The following is a 17,965-nucleotide window of genomic DNA, read 5'->3' as shown; positions in this document are numbered from 1 at the left end:
GGAATTCCTATGTTATCCCTCCGTACCCTTTCCTTGGTGGTGACCACGAGCTTAATGGCAGGTTGCACCGTTGGGCCGGATTATCACCGCCCAGATGCGCCGCTATCGGCACGTTATCAAACGCAATCCGCCGCAGAACGATCTGTCACAAAGGCAGGGAACGCGACCCAGGCTGCCGACGTGGCGGTCTGGTGGGAAAGCTTCAATGATCCCTTACTGAGCGAGTTAGTTTCAAGTGCGCTCGCACAGAATCTTGATTTAGCCCAGGCGTCCGCACGTATGAGTCAGGCACAAGCTGGGCTTGGCGCAGCAACAGCGGCGCTGCTGCCATCGGGCAACATCAGCGGACAAGGTGCCCGCGCCTATCAGTCGATTGAAACGTCGCAAGGCCGATTGCTTAACGCGGTTCCTGGCTATAATCGCTACGGCAATGCCTATGAAGCTGACCTTAACGCCAGTTGGGAGCTTGATGTATTCGGTGGCCTGAGACGCGGCCGTCAGGCGGCACTGGCTGACTATCAGGCTTCGGAAGCAGGCGTCGCGGCCACACGTCTGGCCGTCGCCGCTCAGACTGCCGATATCTATATCACCCTACGCGGCTTACAAACGCGTCTGGCGATCGCCACTAGACAGGTCAATACGCAGCAAGAACTGTTGGATAAAGTACAGTTACTTCACAGCAAAGGACTGGCTCCCGAGTATCAGGTACGCCAGACCGAAGGGGAATTGGCGCAGGTTCAGGCCACCGTGCCGGTTCTCCAGACAGGGCTTGATGCCGCGATGAACGCATTAGACGTTATGCTCGGCACACCTCCCGGCACCCATCGAGCCCAGCTGTCCACCTCACAGGCCATTCCACAGCCTCCGGCGCTCATAGCGACAGGGACAGGGACACCCGCCGACCTGCTGCGCCGCAGACCCGATATTATCGTGGCCGAACGCCATCTCGCGGCGTCCAACGCCCGCATCGGGGTAGCCATCAGCGAGTACTATCCTAAATTCTCGCTCAGCGCCTTACTCGGCAGCGCAACATCGGTGTCAAGCGGCAATCTGTTCTCCAACGGTGCCAGCCAATCGGCGGGCGTGTTGGGACTGCGCTGGCGACTCTTCGACTTCGGCCGGATTAACGCCCAGATCGATCAGGCGAAGGGACAGGAAGCCGAAGCGCTGGCGGCTTACCGCCTGTCGGTACTTCGTGCAACCGAAGATGTTGAGAACGCCTTCTCGGCTTTAGTTAATCGCGAGACGCAGGCCGCAACGTTAACCGCCGGTGAGACCGCGTTAGCCAGCGCACGGCAGTCGTCTTTCATCGCCTACCAGAAAGGAACAAGCAGCCTGATTGACGTCCTTCGCGCCGATGAAACCCTGCTACAAACCTCCGATGCCAGAGCTCAGGCGCAAACCGAATCGGCACGAGCGGCCGTCGCCACATTCAAGGCGCTCGGCGGTGGTTGGCAGCCTCCAGAAACCACAGCGAAAGCACCATAAAATGCTCACCCAACACAGCCACAAACTGGCACCTGTACAATTACTGGAGTGATTAACATGACAGCAAAAAACAATGCATGGGTGCTTATCACGGGGACTTCAAGCGGATTTGGCGAGGTTCTTCAGGCTGGCCGACCCTGCCTGACTATGGTCAAAGGCCGAGGTTATCGATAAAAGCCATAAGCTAATATCCGCTAACGCTCCATTTCTGTCATCTCGCTAACTGGCCGATGTAGTAGCAACGTAGAATTTATGGAACATCTGTTCGGAACAGACAGGTGTTCCCTCCTCACTCTCCTTTCCCCATCATGGTCGGTACTTAATAAAAGGACCGAAACATGGACAAATTATTTACCTCATTCATCGTCGGCGATACGGCACTCACTAACCGTATTGCAATGGCACCGATGACCCGATCTCGTGCACGCCAGGGCGACACCGCTGACGAACTGACGGCGACGTATTACCAACAGCGCGCCTCCGCCGGGCTGATTATTACCGAAGGCGCGCAGATCTCCGTTCAGGGTCAGGGCTATCTTTTTACGCCGGGCATTTATAACGACGCGCAGGTAAAAGGCTGGGAAAAAACGACGCGAGCCGTTCACGAGCGCAATGGAAAAATCTTCATTCAGCTCTGGCACGTCGGCCGCATTTCTCATACCAGTTTGCAGAATGATGGAAATGCGCCGGTCAGTTCCGTTGCCGTCAGAGCACAGCATTCAACCTGCTACGCCTGGGATGAAAACGGTCAGCCCGGCCCCATGCCGGTCACAACTCCCCGTGCGCTGACAGCGGCGGAGATTGCATCCGTGGTACAGGATTACGTTACCGCAGCAGAGAATGCCATCCGTGCAGGGTTTGACGGCATTGAAATTCATGCGGCCAATGGCTATCTGCTGGAACAGTTCATCAATGGCGGACTGAATACCCGTGATGATGAATACGGCGGCGCATCTATTGAGAACCGCCTGCGCTTCGTGCTGGAAGTGACCGATGCGGTGTCACGCGCTATCGGCTCAGAAAAAACAGGAATCCGGCTGGCTCCCTTCGGACGCCTCTTCGATATGCACGCCTTTGAGGGTGAAGAGGAAACATGGCTACAGTTGGCAAACAAACTCGGTGAACGTGCGCTCGCGTATGTCCATCTCAGCGATCAGAAAACGCTCGGCCAACAGGCTATTCCTGACGGGTTCGTCGAGAAATTCCGGGCAACCTATGACGGCACGCTGGTTATCGCTGGCGGGTTCGATAAACAAAGCGCTGAAGCCTATCTGCAAGAAGGAAAAGCTGATCTGATTGCCTTTGGTCAGCCGTATATTGCCAACCCTGACCTTGCCGAGCGCATGGCACACGACTGGCAGTTGAATGACGTCAATCGGGCCACCATGTACGGCGGCACGGAGGAAGGGTATACCGATTACCCGTTCTATTCGGACGCAGCCGACGACAAAAAGTAATCAGTCTAACTGGCCGTCTTCTGCCGCCTTAATCAGCGTATCCACCACGTGACGTATCTTGGGCAGCAGTTGGCGGCTTTTAGGCCATAGCGCGCTGATCGGCATTTCACCACCAGCGTGGTGGGCAAGCACCTCTTTCAACTCGCCACGTTCAAGGTATTGACCGACCAACCACCGTGGCAGTTGAGACAGGCCACACCCAGCGAGCGTGGCGGCCAGCATCGCGTCACCGTCAGCAAACTCATGTGTTACCGGTGGTGTATAACGCGTTGTCTGCCCGTTATCGTCCTTCAGAAGCCAGGTGATAGGCTGATTCCGGCGAAACCCCACCACACAGTGATGTTGACTCAATTCATCCACCGATATCGGTTCACCGCGATGACGCAGGTAGTCCGGTGCAGCGCAAATAACCAGCTTCTGGGTTGTCAGCCGCCTCGCCACCAGACCACTGCTGTCGGCCAGTTCACCGATGCGAATGACAAGATCAATCCCGTCTTCAATCGGGTCAACAAACCGTTCGCTGAAGGTCACGGTTAACGCCAATTCAGGGTAGCTGCGGGTGATGTTCAGCAGAACCGGAAGAATGCGCTGCCTGCCGAATGCCGCGGGCAAATCCACCCTGAGCCGCCCCGCAGGCTGACAGATGTGAGACGTCAGTTCGGCTTCTGCCTGCTCAAGAATATCCATGGCGCTCTGACAGCTGATCAGAAAGCGCTCACCATCCGGCGTGAGGCTGAGGCGACGCGTAGATCGCTGAAACAGCTTTAACCCGAGCCGCTCCTCAAGACGGCCGACACTCTTCCCCACCGCAGATTTCGTCAGGCCCAGCCGCTCGGCCGCAGCGGTAAAGCTACCCTGCTGTGCCGTGGTAACAAAGGCGTTGATGCCGCCCAGATGATCGGTTGTACGCATACTCAATTGTCCATTAAACGTATCAGGCTCGGCCTGCATGCCTGATTTGAAAGATAACGTCCAGTTAGCGTCGCGGGCTCCAGACTGCATTCCGCATCACGATACCGTTTACTTCCCACTGTGATTGTTGAATTTATGTCTACAAAGAGGCGAATGGAAGCCGGTTTATCATGAAATAAAAAACAATCATAGTGATGCCCGAATTTACCGCGATGCCTCAAAGCAAAAAACCGTGAGGCAACGGCAACGATGAAAGGCTCGACAGCCTCAGTTATCGCGGGAATAACCCAGAAGGCATCGACACCGGAGAACGTTATGGCAGCAGTAACAGGTTTTAAACACGTGGGTTTTATTACTCGTAAGCAGGGTCAGAGCTTTGACGAGTTTGTGAAGCACTGGAATGAGGTGCATACCGAAATCGCCCTGCGCCTACCCGGCTTAAAGGGATACGTTCTGAATCCTATCGATCGGGAAAAGTACCCAGACTCGCCGGTGGATGGCTTCTCTGAACTGTGGTTTGACTCCATCGAAGACGCGATGACAGCCTTCAACTCACCAACGGGTAAAGCAGCGTTTGAGGATGTTCCCCATTTTGCTGACCACGTTGCCGTCACGTACATCACGGAAATAAGAAAGCGCTAGAAGCTCTGGTTTTCCTTGTCTGCCGATGACGGACAGTATCTTTTATCCTGCCGATAATTTATCCTCTTCCGCCTTTCGTCATCGACCGATAAATAAGAAAAAGTAAGAGCCTGCACCTATGATTTCATCACCCGACGCCACGCCGACGTCAGCGCCTTCTGCCACGTCAACGCTTGCTGTACTACGCTCGCCCTCGCTGCTGATGCGCGAGGTTTTGGCGGGCACCATCACCGCGCTGGCGCTTATCCCAGAGGTGATTTCCTTTTCCATCATCGCGGGGGTTGATCCCAAAGTCAGCCTGTTCGCCTCCATCGTACTGTGCTTCACCATGTCCTTTCTCGGCGGCAGACCAGCGATGGTGACCGCCGCAGCGGGTGCCGTGGCGCTGGTGATCGGCCCGCTGGTACACGCGCACGGCGTAGCCTACATTCTGCCTGCGGTAATTATGGCGGGGATCATCCAGATTCTGTTTGGGCTGGCTGGCTTGGCGAGGATGATGCGCTACATCCCGCGCTCGGTGATGATCGGTTTCGTGAACGCGCTGGGCATCCTGATTTTTGCCGCGCAGGTGCCACATATTTATGGGCAATCCTCGCTCGTCTGGCTGCTGTTTGCGTTAACGGTGGCGATCGTTTTGCTGCTGCCCTATGTGGTGAAAAGCATTCCCGCACCGCTGGTTGCCATTGTGACGGTGACCGCGATTGCCATGTTTACCGGCATCACGGTGCCTAACGTCGGCGATGCAGGCCCTATGCAACCCGGATTGCCGAGTTTCACCCAGTGGCTGGTGCCGTTCAATTTTGAAACGCTGCACATCATCTGGCCAACCGCGCTGAGTATCGCCTTCGTCGGGCTGATGGAATCGCTGTTAACCGCCAAACTGGTCGACGACATCACGGACACCCCGTCCAGCAAGCGCCGTGAATGCTGGGGACTCGGCGTTTCCAATATTTTCGCTGGGTTCTATGGTGGGATTGCCGGATGCGCAATGATCGGGCAGACCGTGGTCAACGTGGAGTTGGGCAAAGCACGTACCCGCATTTCCACCCTCGCTGCCGCGCTGGTGCTGTTGCTGCTGGTGACCGGACTAAGCGAAATCATGGCGAAGATTCCGATGGTGGTGCTGGCGGGCATTATGATGATCGTCGCACTGAAAACCATGAACTGGCATAGCCTGCACCCAACCACGCTGAAACGGATGCCGCTGTCGGAAACGCTGGTGGTCATCGTGACGGTTGTCGCGACTGTCTCGACGGGGAATCTGGCTATCGGCGTGGCGGGTGGCGTGATCTTTGCCATCCTGCTGTTTGCGCGCCGCGTGGCGCACGTCATTCACGCGGAGCGTCAGGTGAGCGAAGACGGGCAGTCGGTGCACTACACGGTACGCGGGCCGCTCTTCTTCGGCAGCAGTAACGATCTCTTCGAGCACTTTCTTTATGCGCAAGACCCGCAAAACGTCACCATCGATCTGACGCACGCCCAAATCTGGGATGCCTCCAGCGTGGCGGCACTCGACGCGATCGAAACCCGCTATCATCGCTACGATGCGAAGGTCACGATCGTCGGGCTGGATACCCAGAGCACCAAAATCCACCAGCGCCTGTCAGGATATCTCTAAGTCATCCGGCGTTCGAAGACGGCTACCGTCGCGGACGCCAGCGTTGACAACCCGCACGCCTCTGTGATTAGACTCAATGCTAAGCAGGCTAACTTAAGGAAAGGATTGATGAAAATTACCGACGTGCGCGTGATTCTCGCGAACCGCTATATGTTTGTTGAGGTCACCACTGACGAGGGACTGACGGGCATTGGCGAATCCGGTGCCTGGGGCTTTCTCGATGCCTCCAAAGGGGCCGTTGAGGCATTGCGCACGTACCTGATTGGGCAAGATCCGCTGCGCATCGAACATCACTGGCAGTATATGTATCGCTGCTGGCATTTTCGTGGTGCCGCGATCATGGGTGCCATCAGCGCCATCGATATCGCCCTGTGGGATATCGCGGGCAAATATTACGACACGCCGGTTTATAACCTGCTGGGCGGCCGCTGCCGCGACAAGGCGCGCGTTTATGCCCACGCGGGAGGACGAACCACGGAAGAGACCATCGCCAATCTGAAAAAAGCCAAAGCAGACGGCTTTACCGCAATTGGTCATCTCACACCGTTTCTGGATGAGTCGCGCGATACGCCTTATTTCACCACCCACGCCAAAGAGATCGGTGAAGCTATCGAGCGCATCGGCCTCTATCGGGAAGCGGTCGGTAACGATGTCGACCTGTGTATTGAAGTCCATCGCCGCCTGAAGCCCGCCGATGCCGTGGTGTTCGCCCGCGGCATTGAGCCGTTTTATCCCTATTTTATTGAAGACCCGATCGGCGCAGACAACTTCGATTCGATGGCGGAAGTGGCCGACAAAATCAATATTCCTATCGCCACCGGTGAACGCCTGAATAACCCGCAGGAGTTCGCGATGCTGATTCGCCGCAACGCCGTCGCCTATGTGCGTCCTGACGTTTGCATGTGCGGCGGGATTACCGGTGCGAAAAAAGTGGCCGCATTGGCAGAGGCCAATGATCTGATGGTGGTGCCGCATAACCCGCTTAGCCCGGTGTCTACCGCCGCCTGTTTACAGATCGCCGTCAGCATCCCGAATTTTGCGCTGCTGGAGTATCCGGGAGATGACCAACCGGCGCTGTCGGAAAAATTTGGTGCGACGGGCGTCGAGAACGGCGTGCGGAAGAAAGACGTGGTGAAGAACACGTTCAAATGCGTGGATGGCTTTATGGAAATACCGACGCAGTCCGGCATCGGTATTGAACTGGCGGACGATCTGGAGAACCGCTTCCCCTATCGCCGTCGCGGCCTGAAAACCCGACTGCACGTTGACGGTTCCGTCGTCGATCAATAGCGGCGTATCGACAGGTCGTGGCGACCAGGCGTCGCGCCACGACCTGTCGTCATTTCACCTACTGCGTAGGATTAACCGCTTTCCGCCCTTCCCACTGCATCAACAGGCTTAACGCGGCAGGTAGTGCCAACAGGGTCAGCAGCGTCGCCACCATCAATCCGCCGATAATCGCGTACGCCATCGGCCCCCAAAACACCTGATGCGCAATCGGGATCATGCCAAGAATCGCCGCCAGCGCCGTCAGTATAATTGGGCGTGAACGATGGCTGGCCGCATTCACAATCGCCTCTGTCGCAGGCTGTCCGTTTTTCACATTCAGATCGACCTCGCCAATCAGAATAACGGCATTACGAATAATCATTCCCGCCAGTGCAATCGCCCCCAGCAGCGCCACAAACCCCATTGGCGTGCCGGTCGGCAGCATGGCGGCGACAATGCCGATCAGGCCGAACGGTGCGGTCAGGAAGGCCAATACCATGCGAGAAATGCGCTGGAGCTGAATCATCAACAGCACCAGCATCACTAACAGCGTCACTGGCAACACCGCATATACGGAGCCATTGCCTTTATCAGACTCCGCCGCCACGCCGCCTTCCGTGATGTGGTAACCAGCCGGTAACGCGGCACGATAGCGTTCAATCTCAGGTGCCAGCTTTTCAGATAGCGCAGGCGCCCGCACGCCCGGTGCGACATCCATTTGCACCGTAATGAACGGTTCACGCTGACGTCGCCAGATAATCGGATCGTCAACGCCGTACGCCACGGTAGCAATCTGCCCCAGCGGGACGGAACGCCCATCTGCAATCGGGATTTGCAAATTCGCGATCGTGGCAACGTCCCGGCGCTCCTGCGGCGTACCGCGAACGACCACATCCACCAGTCGATTGTCATCACGTACCGAGGTCAACGTTGAACCGGAGAATATCGCCGCCAGCATGCTAGCCACATCCTGCGAACTAATGCCAACTGCACGCGCTTCGGTCTGATTCAGCACCACGTTCACCGAACGTTCCGGCTCCCCCGCCGTCAGGTTGACCTCGCGCACATCGGTCTGGCTTCCCACCAGACTGGCAAGCCCTTGGGCAATATCACGGCCGCGATGAATATCCGGTCCCGCGACGCGATATTTAAGCGGCCAGCCCACTGGCGGCCCCAATTCCAATGCAGACACCCGCGTCACAATGTGATTGAAATCGCGCTCAAGCACCTGATTCAGTTTTGCTGCCAGCGCGTCTCGCGCCTCCAGACTTTTTGCCACCACCACCAGTTGCGCGATATTTTCGTGACTCAGCAACACATCCATCGGGAGATAAAAGCGCACCGCCCCCGACCCAACATAGGTGGAGAAATGGTCAACGTCCGGGTCATCTTTCAGAATGGCTTCCAGCCGTTTTGCCTGCGCTTCCGTCGCCGTCTGTGAGGCGTTCGCAGGCAGCGTCAGGCTGACCAGCAGTTCTGGCCTATCCGACGCGGGAAAAAACTCGCCCTCTAGTCGGGTAGCGCCAAACAGGGCAACAACCAGCAAGATCACCGCGATGAGTAACGTTATTCCCCGCTTTGCCAACGCCCGTTGCAACCACTGGCGATAAAAACGGCCCACTCGTCCCGGTTCGTTATGCTGGTGACGAAACGTTTTTGGCAATAGCCAGACACCGAGCAGCGGGGAAAAGAGAATTGCCACGATCCAGGAACTGAGCAAGGCGATCAGCACCACGACAAAGAGCGAAAAGCAGTATTCGCCCGCGCTTGATGAGGCAAACCCGACAGGAATAAACCCGGCAATCATCACCAGCGTCCCCGTCAGCATGGGGAAGGCTGTGCTTTCATACGCCCAGGCCGCCGCCCGTTTGCGATCCCAGCCCTCTTCCAGCCGCGACACCATCGCTTCCACCGTAATCATGGCGTCATCCACCAGCAGACCCAGCGAAATAATCAGCGCCCCGAGTGAGATGCGCTGTAAGCCAATACCGGTTATCTCCATGCCAATAAAGGTCATCGCCAATACAATCGGGATGGACGCGGCAACGACCAATCCGGCACGGCTGCCAAGAGAGACGAACGAGACCGCTAACACAATGGCAACGGCTTCCAGCAACACTTTGATAAAACCGCCGACCGCCCCTTTCACCACTTCTGATTGATCGGCCACGCGCGTCATGTCAATCCCATGCGGCAACTGCGTCGCAATCACGTTCATTTTATCGCGAATGGCCTGACCGAAATTGAGCATGTTACCGGTAGGTGCCATAGAGATTGCCAGCCCAATCGCTTTCTCGCCATTCACCCGAAACGTCGGCGACGGCGGTTCCGCCGTTTCACGGCTAATGGTGGCGATATCGGTCAGAGGAACAAATTTCCCACCGATGCGTAAGGTAATCTGTCGCAGGCTCTGCTCTGAGGTAAACGCCCCGCTGACGCGCACGGCGATCTTCTCATCATCGGTGCGAATAATGCCGGCGGGCGTGACCGCATTCTGCGCCTTGAGTGAATCAATCACCTGTTGCGGATCTAACCCCAGCCCAGCCAACCGTCGGGGCGAGAACGTCACCACAACCTGCTCTTCCTCCACGCCCAGCATGTCGACCTTACCGACATCCGGCACGCTCAGTAACACAGAGCGAATATCGTCAACCTTGTCGCGCAGTTCCCGTGGTGAAAATCCCTCGGCGGTGAAGCCGTAGATGGTGCCAAACGTATCATCAAACTCGTCATTCACGGCCGGTGGGCTGACGCCATCAGGCAACGAACTGGCGATATCGGTCATTTTCTTACGCACCGTATACCAGATATTCGGTACGGCGGAAGGCGGCGTATCATCGCGCAGGTTAACGAAAACCACCGATTCCCCGGCGCGGGTATAGCTCTCGACGTAATCGAGATACGGCGTTTCCTGTAATTTTTTCTCCAGCTTATCGGTGACGAAATTCACGGTATCGTTCACCGTGGCTCCCGGCCAGGCCGCAGACACCACGGCAGATTTGATGGTAAATGCCGGATCTTCGTTACGGGGCAAGCGTTGATAGCTCATCACGCCTGCCGCCATAATCACCAGCATCATAAACGCGACAAACTGCTGGTGCGCCAGCGCCCAGGCGGAGAGATTAAAGCGTGCGGCCGATTGCGGTTCTTGTGCCATTAGCGACGCCCCTCTTCATCCAGCCGAATTTTTTCATCCGGTCGCAGCTTACTGACGCCTGCGGTCACCACGCGGTCGCCTTGTTTCAGCCCCTCGGCGACGAAAATCGCCGTGTCGCTGTAGCGCGCGATGGTCACCGGTTGCAAACGCACGGTGTGGGCTTCTGCGTTCACGACATAAACCGCAGGTTTGTCCCCCTGACGCGTGAGCGCAGACGCGGGGAGTTCAATGACAGCCGTGTCGGATTGCTGTATTGCACCATTCACGCTGGCACCCAAGACCATCGCCGCCGGTGGCGAGGTTAAGGTGACTCTCATCCGGAAGGTTCGCGTAACGGGATCGGCCTGCGGACTGATATCGCGTACGCGCCCTTCTGCCTGAACGCTCGGTTCAGACAGCAGTGAAACGCGGATAACGCGCGAGGGCAGCGACGGATTGACCAGACGCTCCGGCACATCAAACACCGCATCGCGCCCGTCAAGCGAAGCCAGCCGGACCACCTCCTGCCCGGCACTGACCACCTGACCGGGGTTCACGCTGACCGTCGTGATCACCCCAACCTGCGCGGCCGTGAGCTGCGTATAGCTGAGGCGCTCCTGCGCGCCTTTGACGGTAGCCTGTGCACTTTCACGGCGGGAAACAGCGGCATCCCAATTTGCCTGTGCTTCATCAAGCTGTACCCGCGCAATTGCCCCACCCGGTGCCAACGTCTTCATACGGGAGAAATTGCTTTTCGCCAGCCGTTCTGCCGAGGCTGCGCTGGCTAAATCCGCCTGTGCGCTGCGCAACTGGTTTTCGCTGTCGCGCGCGTCGAGCGTCGCAATCACATCGCCGCGCTTCACGGATGCACCGACATCCATCAAACGATTAAGCACGCGTCCATCCAGACGGAAACCCAGAACCGTTTCTTCGTGCGGACGAATCTCTCCCGTCAACGACACAGGTTCACGATTCATCGCCGGCATGACGAGCTGCGTTTTCACCGGCCTGACAGGCGGCGGCACGGGCGCATCATCAGCGCTGTCGCAGCCGCTCAGGAACACGGCTGACAGCAGACAGAAGGCAAAACGGCTAACCATCATTACAACCTCTCAACAAATAGCATCAGAACGAATACAGAACGGCCAACGTGGCGCCAGTATCATTGCGTCGTTCCACAACCTGACTATCCGCCACCTTATCGGTGAGCCAGGTTGACGTCACCGCCACGTTAGTTGACCACGCGGGGCTAAATTGATGCGTCCAGTTCGCCCCCAGCGCATAGCCATAGACACCTTTGTCGGCACGATAGGCGGCCAAGCCAGAACGGCGGCTCTGCTGCGGCGTCACACCGTAATAGGTTTGGTTAAAGCGTGCATCCCCTATCAGCATGTCCGCCGACAGTGCCAGCACATCATCCTTTGCTGCTGATTGCCACACGGTACTCTTTGCCCCGACGCGATACTGATTACCGCGCGCACGCTCACTCAGTGCAAATTCGCCACTCACCTCCAGCGCCAGCCAGGGCGCAAACTGATACCCCGCCGTGACGGTGGTTGTTACCGATCCTTTAACCTTACCCATCCCTTTCAATCGATTTGAACCTGCACGCCACTGGCTGTTTTTGTCATCCCTTCCCATGTCGTAACCGATGGCGTGATCGAGATAAAAACCGGAAGGAGACTGGTATTGCCAGCCGATGCCGCGTGTGGAATCGAAATAGAGTGGGCCGCGCTGAACAGTCAGCACAGGCAGCGCGGTGGTTTGACGATTTTTGCTCCCCAAATAGCGCGGTGCATTCAGGACGGCGACACCCACGGTCACATCCGTGTGGTCACCCAAGAGCGAGGGCAATGATACTTCTGGCTCCGCGGCGAATGCCGCGCCAGATAGCGCGATAGCAGACAAGCTGGTGGATAAAATAATTTTTGTTATGTTCATACATCCCCTCTTTTACGCGGTAATCTTGCACCGTGACGTTTCCCGACAGGCGCAGCGTGATTGGTGTTGGCTTTTCAGCACCGTGGCGGATTATGCTGATGCATAGTCAAGAAACGCTGTGTGGTTTTTTAAGATTTCATCAAGAGGTTCGCGATGGCGGAAAAACGGGTATTGATTATTGAAGACGACATGGATGCAGCCAACGTGCTTGAGGCTTATCTGCGGCGCGATGGCTATCAAGTGTCGATTGCGTCTGATGGACAACGAGGCCTGCACATGGCGCTGACCAGCAAACCCGATTTGATTCTGCTGGATGTGATGCTGCCGAAGATGAACGGTTCCGAGGTGCTGTCCGCCCTGCGGCAGCGCAGCAATATTCCGGTAATTATGGTGACGGCCATCGGCGACGACCCGGAAAGAATTGGCGCGCTGCGTTACGGCGCGGATGATTATGTCGTCAAGCCCTATAACCCGCAGGAGGTGGTGGCGCGGGTGCAGGCCGTGTTGCGACGAACCGGTTACGCCATCCGGGAAGACGCCACCCTGACATTTGAAAATCTCTCGGTTGATCCGACCTCCGTGACGGCCAGTATTGCGGTATCGCCATCAGACTCCGTCGTTCTCGATCTGACGCCGACCGAGTTCAATATTCTAGTGACGCTGCTCAAAGCGCCGAACCGCGCCTTCACCCGTGGAGAATTGCTCGAAGCCTGTCTGCCGGAAAGCGAGGCGCTGGAACGTGTTGTGGATACCCACGTTCACAACCTCAGGAAGAAACTCAATCAGCACAACATCATCAATGTGCTCGTCACCGTCCGCTCCGTCGGCTATCGATTCCGGTGAGTATGATGAAAAAATCGATTTTTCTGTCAGAAACCATGTCGCTGTGGCGCTGGCTGTGTTTTCGCATTATTTCTCTGCTGCTTGCTGCCGTGATCATCATTGCGGGTCTGATGTGGCTGCGCTTTGCCATCTACAGTATCTATATTGAACAGCACATGCCGGACGCAGTACGCACGGAATTTCAGCAATTCACTGCACAAAAAGATTACGGTAACCCTCGCTATCAGGAGATCATCAATCAGTTCTATGGCCCAGAAGTCTTCGCTCCTAATATTGCCAACAGCGACTGGCTGGTGCTGGCGATCATGGTCCTTATCGCGTTGCCTACTATGGTGATTGTGATGCTGTGGCGAGCGCGTCCGCTGTCACAGCAATTTTCCAATATCGCCAACGCCGCACGCGACGTCGCACAGGGAAAATTCGATACCCGCACGCAGCGCGTCGAGCAGGCACCGATGGAGTTAATTACGCTGGCGGACGACTTTAACAACATGACGGCACAGCTGGAACGCTATGAGCGGGAACTTCGCGAATCCAGCGCAGCGTTAGCCCATGAACTGCGTACGCCGTTAAATGCGGCAATGGGCCGCGTTCAGGGCATGATGGATGACGTCTTCCCGCAGGATAAATCACAGCTGGCAATGGTCATCAAACAGCTCGAACAGCTCAATCACGTGATTCAGGATCTGCATTTTCTGTCACTGGCCAGAGCCGGACAACTGCAACTGGTGCATACTCCTTTCTACTTCGACGAGCTCATTACGGAGCGGCTGACCTGGTATCGACCCCAGTTAGAACAAGCCGGGTTTCAGACGCAGGTTGATATCGAACAGAGCGACTTTTGCCTTGCCGACCGCGAACGATTGGGACAGGTGTTCTCTATCCTGATTGAAAATGCCTTAAGCTACGCCAGCGACGGCCGCTATCTGGCGATTGAAGTGCGCGAAATAGCGGGACGAGAAAGCGCACCGTGCTGGCAGATTACCGTCACCGATCGCGGCCCGGGGATTGAGCCAGAATCACTGCCCCTGCTTTTCGACCGCTTCTGGCGTGCCGAGCATTCGCGCGGAAGGCACTCCGGCGGCAGCGGGCTGGGGCTTTCCATCGCGTCGGCCATTATCACCGCACATGGCGGCACGATTAAGGCTGAATCTCATGCGAAAAGTCATGCAGAACGAGGGGCGAACGGTGGATTGGTTATCATCATGACCCTGCCGCGTACGGCATGACAGAACGGCGTACCGTCGGCAATTGCCAATAACTAAAAAGCATAGCGAAATTATTGCTATGCCTTGTCGCAGAGGGAAAACACGGTAAATCGTGGCAATACTCATCGGCTACATGGCGAGACAAACAGAACAACCCCAGACGCCACGCGTTACAGCGGGGGCTGACCGCGTGCCAACGTGATTTCCCTCTCAATGAATCGTTATATTTATCTGGAATGAGATAAGGCGAAAAAAACTAATTTCGCTATAAGTATTTCGCTACTCTGCATGGGCGAAATATATCGCCTCGATTAAAACTCAACCATCAGGGTAATTATAATGAAACGTTCTCTTCACCAGGTATTCATGGCGATAACGCTGATTAGCGCCTCCTTTTTCAGCCAGGCCGCCGAAACACAAACGTCGACGTGGCAACATATCAAACAGACCGGTGAGTTACGCATCGGCGTGGCACAGGGCGAGCCCTGGTATTTTAAAAATCCTTCGACCGGAGAATGGGACGGCATCGGCTATAACATCGGCAAAGAGCTGGCAAAAGACCTCGGGGTAAAACTGGTGACGGTGGAAACCACGTGGGGCAACGCCATTGCCGCCTTACAAACCGGCCAGATCGATACCATGCTGGTGCTCGACCCGACGGAAGAACGGAAAAAAGCGGTCGATTTTCCTGAGCAGCCTTTCTTTTGGTATGCGCAAGGCGTGTTGATTCGCGATGGCATTACAGTGACCAACTGGGACGACCTCAATCGGGAAGATGTTAAAATCGGCGTCACGCTGGGTTCCAGCCCAGACCTGATTCTGACCAAACGCCTGCCCAAGGCACAGCTGGTGCGCTTCCCGAATATGGATGAAGGCGTAGCGGCGTTTTATGCCGGCCGCGTCGATGCCCTGTCTTACTTCCATCCGGCGCTGGCACTGCAACAGGCTAAAGTCGGCAAAGGTAATTTGATTCTGCCGAAGCCGATTATTGAAGTCAGCACCAGCGGAGCCATCCGTAAAGAAACCGACCAGACCTTCCATAACTTTCTAAATGACGAATTTGCCAAACTGTATAAATCCGGCAAGACGCAGCACTACTATGAGCAGGCGCTCAAATTGCGCGGCGTGGACGTCAGCAAAGTGCCATCGGTCATTAAAGAAGACTGGAAATAATTGGCATCGGATAACAGAACGGTCCTGAACGGATTCAGGACACACTTATTAGCGGGGTCAGCAGCGCGGCGACATCCTGACAGTGCTCAAGTTCGGATAACGCCGCCGTTGCCTCCGCAACATGTGTTGGGGCACGTCGGGACGATAGGTTCTCCGCAAATTTCGCCATGATGCGGCTTTCCGCTAACGGATGTTCCGCACACCCCAGCGGAAACGCAATGCGCTCACCGTTCACTACCTTTCCCTGCGTAACAACATCAACCTGCAACACCGGACGACGTTCCTGCGCCATAAGCTGGTCAAGCTCGGGCGACACCTCAACGTGAACCTTATCAGCCAGCGCTTGAAGCACCGGGTTGGCTAAGGTCTCATCGGCACTCCAGCGATGGCGCGGAATACGGTGGGCAAGACACGCCAGCGCAAATGGCAGGCTGAACTGTGCATCCGTTTCATTTTGCGGTCGCGTATCCATAAAATCAGCGGCCAGCCTCTGGCTTCCTTTGACCCGAATAACGTCGATGTCCTGCGGCAATAACGCCAATTCGTGCTGTAGGCGCTCGAAGGATTCCAGCGCAGTATGTATCCAGCGACAGGCCGGATACGCTTTGAAACTGGCGTGCTGAAGCGCCCATTGTTCTCCCAGGCCGGTAATCAATGCCGCTTCATCAAAGTGGTCAGATCCCATCATGCGCCAGAACCCGTGCTCGCCGGACAGCACATCTCTTGGGCCGATAATCCCGCCACGATGCAGTTCGACAGCACGGACGCCCGACTCCGCCGCAGGGGCGTTGTAATCTTTGAAGGAAACCAGCGGCCGCTGCTGCCAGTTGTATTTGTGTAAGCTGGGCAACGGCGTCAGCGACGCCGCCAGACCGATGGCGTTCTCTAGTCCTGCGGCATCACATCCCGTTAGCAATCCGTAAGCCACCGCCGCTCCGATGGATTCATGCTGACACACACCATAAACCTGCTGAAAACGCGCCGGACTCGGCTGCTGAGATTGAATGATCCGACCATTAATTTCATACGCCGCAGCTAGCGCACAGATCAGTGTTTCGCCGTCGATCGGACGCGTTCCTAATGCCGCCAGCGTGGCGGCAACCAGCGTAGCACCGGGGTGCCCCATGCCGCGCCCAGCAACTTCATAACCGTCGTCATAATCCAGCGCATTGATCGCCGCCGCATTCAAAAACGCCGCACCGATGGCGGCTAGCGGCGCTCCGCCATCCACTATTGGGCTGTTACCCGCCGCATAGTGCAGGCGGGAGACGCGTGCGCAGTCCCGTACCACCTGACTATGTGCGCCTGCAATGCCGCAGCCCAGGCTGTCGATAAAATGCAGCACGATTTTTCGTCTTAACGCCGCGGGAATGTCCTGAATCGTCAATCGATGAGCAAAGGTCGCGAGGCGCAACGTCAGAGGGAGTTCAGCAGCGTGAGACATCGGCATACCGCCATTCTTTTATAAATAAAAGGAATATTAACACCACGTTTTATTATTTATTTATCATTTTTTCGACCTGCTAAGATGCATCAGTTCTAACAAAATAAGAAACGTATTTCCTAATTATGCATTTTCCAGGGGCGCTATATTTATGTCGTATCAGTGGGATTTTTCCGCCATCTGGCCCTATCACCATCTGCTGCTGGAGGGGCTGTGGGGAACGATAAAGATCGGTGCCACCAGCATCCTGATCGGTATGGTGGCTGGTATGGTGCTCGCCGCCATGAAAATGTCTCCCCGTCGGCTCTTGCGCCTGCCCGCCGCAATATTGATTGGCTTTTATCGTAATACGCCCGCGCTGGTGCATTTTTTCTGGATTTACTACGCCCTGCCCGTCATTACGCCGTTAACGTTTTCGCCTTTCACCGCCGCTGTTATCGCGCTGTCCGCACAGTCCGGTGCCTTTTATGCCGAAGTCTACCGTGGCGCGATCTCTTCTATTCACACCGGGCAATGGGAAGGCGCAAAAGCGCTGGGGATGCCGAAATCGACCGCGCTGCGACGGGTTATTCTTCCGCAGGCGTTACGCCGGATGATCCCACCCTTTATTGAGCGCTCGTTTGAACTCATCAAATCCACGTCGCTGGCGTCATCACTGGCCTATAGCGAACTGCTTTATCAGGCGATGCAGATCAACAGCCAAACCTACCGACCGCTGGAAGTCTACAGTCTGGTGGCGGTGATGTATTTCACCCTGCTGCTGCTGATTAGCCTGTTCAGTCAACATATTGAGAAACGGCTGTCACTGGCAGACCGTCGACTCGCGTAAGGAAC

The 17,965-nt window shown here is 56.1% G+C and carries 14 protein-coding genes; 9 read left to right on the top strand and 5 right to left on the bottom strand.

The annotated features are described in order from the left end of the window. Positions 1-9 precede the first annotated feature (9 nt). Positions 10-1,488, top strand: a complete 1,479-nt coding sequence (locus LOZ86_RS08125; RefSeq protein WP_039484154.1) for an efflux transporter outer membrane subunit — start codon at positions 10-12, stop codon at positions 1,486-1,488. A gap of 338 nt (positions 1,489-1,826) precedes the next feature. After that, positions 1,827-2,945 (top strand): alkene reductase, encoded by a 1,119-nt coding sequence (locus LOZ86_RS08120; protein WP_111778736.1) that lies wholly within the window; start codon positions 1,827-1,829, stop codon positions 2,943-2,945. Here the strand turns inward: LOZ86_RS08120 and LOZ86_RS08115 are convergent, their stop codons facing one another. Further along, the gene (locus LOZ86_RS08115; RefSeq protein WP_039484200.1) at positions 2,946-3,857 is read right to left on the bottom strand and encodes a LysR family transcriptional regulator; all 912 of its coding nucleotides are present in this window, start codon (positions 3,855-3,857) and stop codon (positions 2,946-2,948) included. Positions 3,858-4,172: 315 nt separating this feature from the next. Between LOZ86_RS08115 and LOZ86_RS08110 the strand changes: the two genes are divergently transcribed. The 3 genes from LOZ86_RS08110 to LOZ86_RS08100 all read left to right on the top strand — a co-directional run bounded on the left by LOZ86_RS08110 (position 4,173) and on the right by LOZ86_RS08100 (position 7,407). Next, complete coding sequence (locus LOZ86_RS08110; protein ID WP_039484198.1) at positions 4,173-4,499, top strand: EthD family reductase; 327 nt, start codon at positions 4,173-4,175, stop codon at positions 4,497-4,499. A gap of 118 nt (positions 4,500-4,617) precedes the next feature. After that, positions 4,618-6,117 carry a SulP family inorganic anion transporter gene (locus LOZ86_RS08105; RefSeq protein WP_230243058.1) on the top strand — a complete coding sequence of 500 codons (1,500 nt, stop codon included), beginning with the start codon at positions 4,618-4,620 and terminating at the stop codon, positions 6,115-6,117. A gap of 108 nt (positions 6,118-6,225) precedes the next feature. After that, a complete protein-coding gene (locus LOZ86_RS08100; RefSeq protein ID WP_010278017.1) occupies positions 6,226-7,407 on the top strand; it encodes a mandelate racemase/muconate lactonizing enzyme family protein in 1,182 nt (393 codons plus the stop codon). Between the two features lie 58 nt (positions 7,408-7,465). Here LOZ86_RS08100 and LOZ86_RS08095 read toward each other — a convergent pair whose 3' ends face one another. From LOZ86_RS08095 to LOZ86_RS08085, 3 genes are read right to left on the bottom strand one after another with little or no spacing between them, the layout of a single operon-like run. Next, positions 7,466-10,543, bottom strand: coding sequence for an efflux RND transporter permease subunit (locus LOZ86_RS08095; RefSeq protein WP_111778739.1), 3,078 nt, complete (start codon positions 10,541-10,543; stop codon positions 7,466-7,468). Next, complete coding sequence (locus LOZ86_RS08090; RefSeq protein ID WP_230243057.1) at positions 10,543-11,625, bottom strand: efflux RND transporter periplasmic adaptor subunit; 1,083 nt, start codon at positions 11,623-11,625, stop codon at positions 10,543-10,545. Before LOZ86_RS08090 ends, LOZ86_RS08095 begins: the two co-directional genes overlap by 1 nt. Before the next feature lie 22 nt (positions 11,626-11,647). Beyond that, positions 11,648-12,463: a MipA/OmpV family protein gene (locus tag LOZ86_RS08085; RefSeq protein WP_230243056.1), complete on the bottom strand. Its 816-nt coding sequence runs from the start codon at positions 12,461-12,463 to the stop codon at positions 11,648-11,650. Positions 12,464-12,616: 153 nt separating this feature from the next. Between LOZ86_RS08085 and LOZ86_RS08080 the strand changes: the two genes are divergently transcribed. The 3 genes from LOZ86_RS08080 to LOZ86_RS08070 all read left to right on the top strand — a co-directional run bounded on the left by LOZ86_RS08080 (position 12,617) and on the right by LOZ86_RS08070 (position 15,687). Continuing rightward, positions 12,617-13,306, top strand: a complete 690-nt coding sequence (locus LOZ86_RS08080; RefSeq protein ID WP_039513996.1) for a response regulator — start codon at positions 12,617-12,619, stop codon at positions 13,304-13,306. 5 nt (positions 13,307-13,311) lie between these two features. Continuing rightward, positions 13,312-14,535: a sensor histidine kinase gene (locus LOZ86_RS08075; protein ID WP_072037855.1), complete on the top strand. Its 1,224-nt coding sequence runs from the start codon at positions 13,312-13,314 to the stop codon at positions 14,533-14,535. Between the two features lie 318 nt (positions 14,536-14,853). Beyond that, positions 14,854-15,687 carry a transporter substrate-binding domain-containing protein gene (locus LOZ86_RS08070; RefSeq protein WP_039484139.1) on the top strand — a complete coding sequence of 278 codons (834 nt, stop codon included), beginning with the start codon at positions 14,854-14,856 and terminating at the stop codon, positions 15,685-15,687. Between the two features lie 34 nt (positions 15,688-15,721). On the opposite strand, the gene LOZ86_RS08065 is transcribed toward LOZ86_RS08070, so the two are convergent. Continuing rightward, positions 15,722-17,131: an MmgE/PrpD family protein gene (locus LOZ86_RS08065; protein ID WP_161547160.1), complete on the bottom strand. Its 1,410-nt coding sequence runs from the start codon at positions 17,129-17,131 to the stop codon at positions 15,722-15,724. A gap of 151 nt (positions 17,132-17,282) precedes the next feature. Between LOZ86_RS08065 and LOZ86_RS08060 the strand changes: the two genes are divergently transcribed. Next, complete coding sequence (locus LOZ86_RS08060; protein ID WP_039484136.1) at positions 17,283-17,960, top strand: amino acid ABC transporter permease; 678 nt, start codon at positions 17,283-17,285, stop codon at positions 17,958-17,960. Positions 17,961-17,965 lie beyond the last annotated feature (5 nt).

Origin of the sequence: Pectobacterium parvum, from assembly GCF_020971565.1 — a bacterium.
Taxonomy (GTDB): domain Bacteria; phylum Pseudomonadota; class Gammaproteobacteria; order Enterobacterales; family Enterobacteriaceae; genus Pectobacterium; species Pectobacterium polare.
The sequence above is the reverse complement of the archived record's forward strand: the minus strand, read 5'-3'. Positions and strand labels throughout refer to the sequence as shown.

Bases quoted from the DNA above. Each gene is read 5' to 3' on its own strand.
- LOZ86_RS08125 (WP_039484154.1), top strand. From the start codon at position 10: ATGTTATCCCTCCGTACCCTTTCCTTGGTGGTGACCACGAGCTTAATG.
- LOZ86_RS08120 (WP_111778736.1), top strand. From the start codon at position 1,827: ATGGACAAATTATTTACCTCATTCATCGTCGGCGATACGGCACTCACT.
- LOZ86_RS08115 (WP_039484200.1), bottom strand. From the start codon at position 3,857: ATGCGTACAACCGATCATCTGGGCGGCATCAACGCCTTTGTTACCACG.
- LOZ86_RS08110 (WP_039484198.1), top strand. From the start codon at position 4,173: ATGGCAGCAGTAACAGGTTTTAAACACGTGGGTTTTATTACTCGTAAG.
- LOZ86_RS08105 (WP_230243058.1), top strand. From the start codon at position 4,618: ATGATTTCATCACCCGACGCCACGCCGACGTCAGCGCCTTCTGCCACG.
- LOZ86_RS08100 (WP_010278017.1), top strand. From the start codon at position 6,226: ATGAAAATTACCGACGTGCGCGTGATTCTCGCGAACCGCTATATGTTT.
- LOZ86_RS08095 (WP_111778739.1), bottom strand. From the start codon at position 10,543: ATGGCACAAGAACCGCAATCGGCCGCACGCTTTAATCTCTCCGCCTGG.
- LOZ86_RS08090 (WP_230243057.1), bottom strand. From the start codon at position 11,625: ATGATGGTTAGCCGTTTTGCCTTCTGTCTGCTGTCAGCCGTGTTCCTG.
- LOZ86_RS08085 (WP_230243056.1), bottom strand. From the start codon at position 12,463: ATGAACATAACAAAAATTATTTTATCCACCAGCTTGTCTGCTATCGCG.
- LOZ86_RS08080 (WP_039513996.1), top strand. From the start codon at position 12,617: ATGGCGGAAAAACGGGTATTGATTATTGAAGACGACATGGATGCAGCC.
- LOZ86_RS08075 (WP_072037855.1), top strand. From the start codon at position 13,312: ATGAAAAAATCGATTTTTCTGTCAGAAACCATGTCGCTGTGGCGCTGG.
- LOZ86_RS08070 (WP_039484139.1), top strand. From the start codon at position 14,854: ATGAAACGTTCTCTTCACCAGGTATTCATGGCGATAACGCTGATTAGC.
- LOZ86_RS08065 (WP_161547160.1), bottom strand. From the start codon at position 17,131: ATGTCTCACGCTGCTGAACTCCCTCTGACGTTGCGCCTCGCGACCTTT.
- LOZ86_RS08060 (WP_039484136.1), top strand. From the start codon at position 17,283: ATGTCGTATCAGTGGGATTTTTCCGCCATCTGGCCCTATCACCATCTG.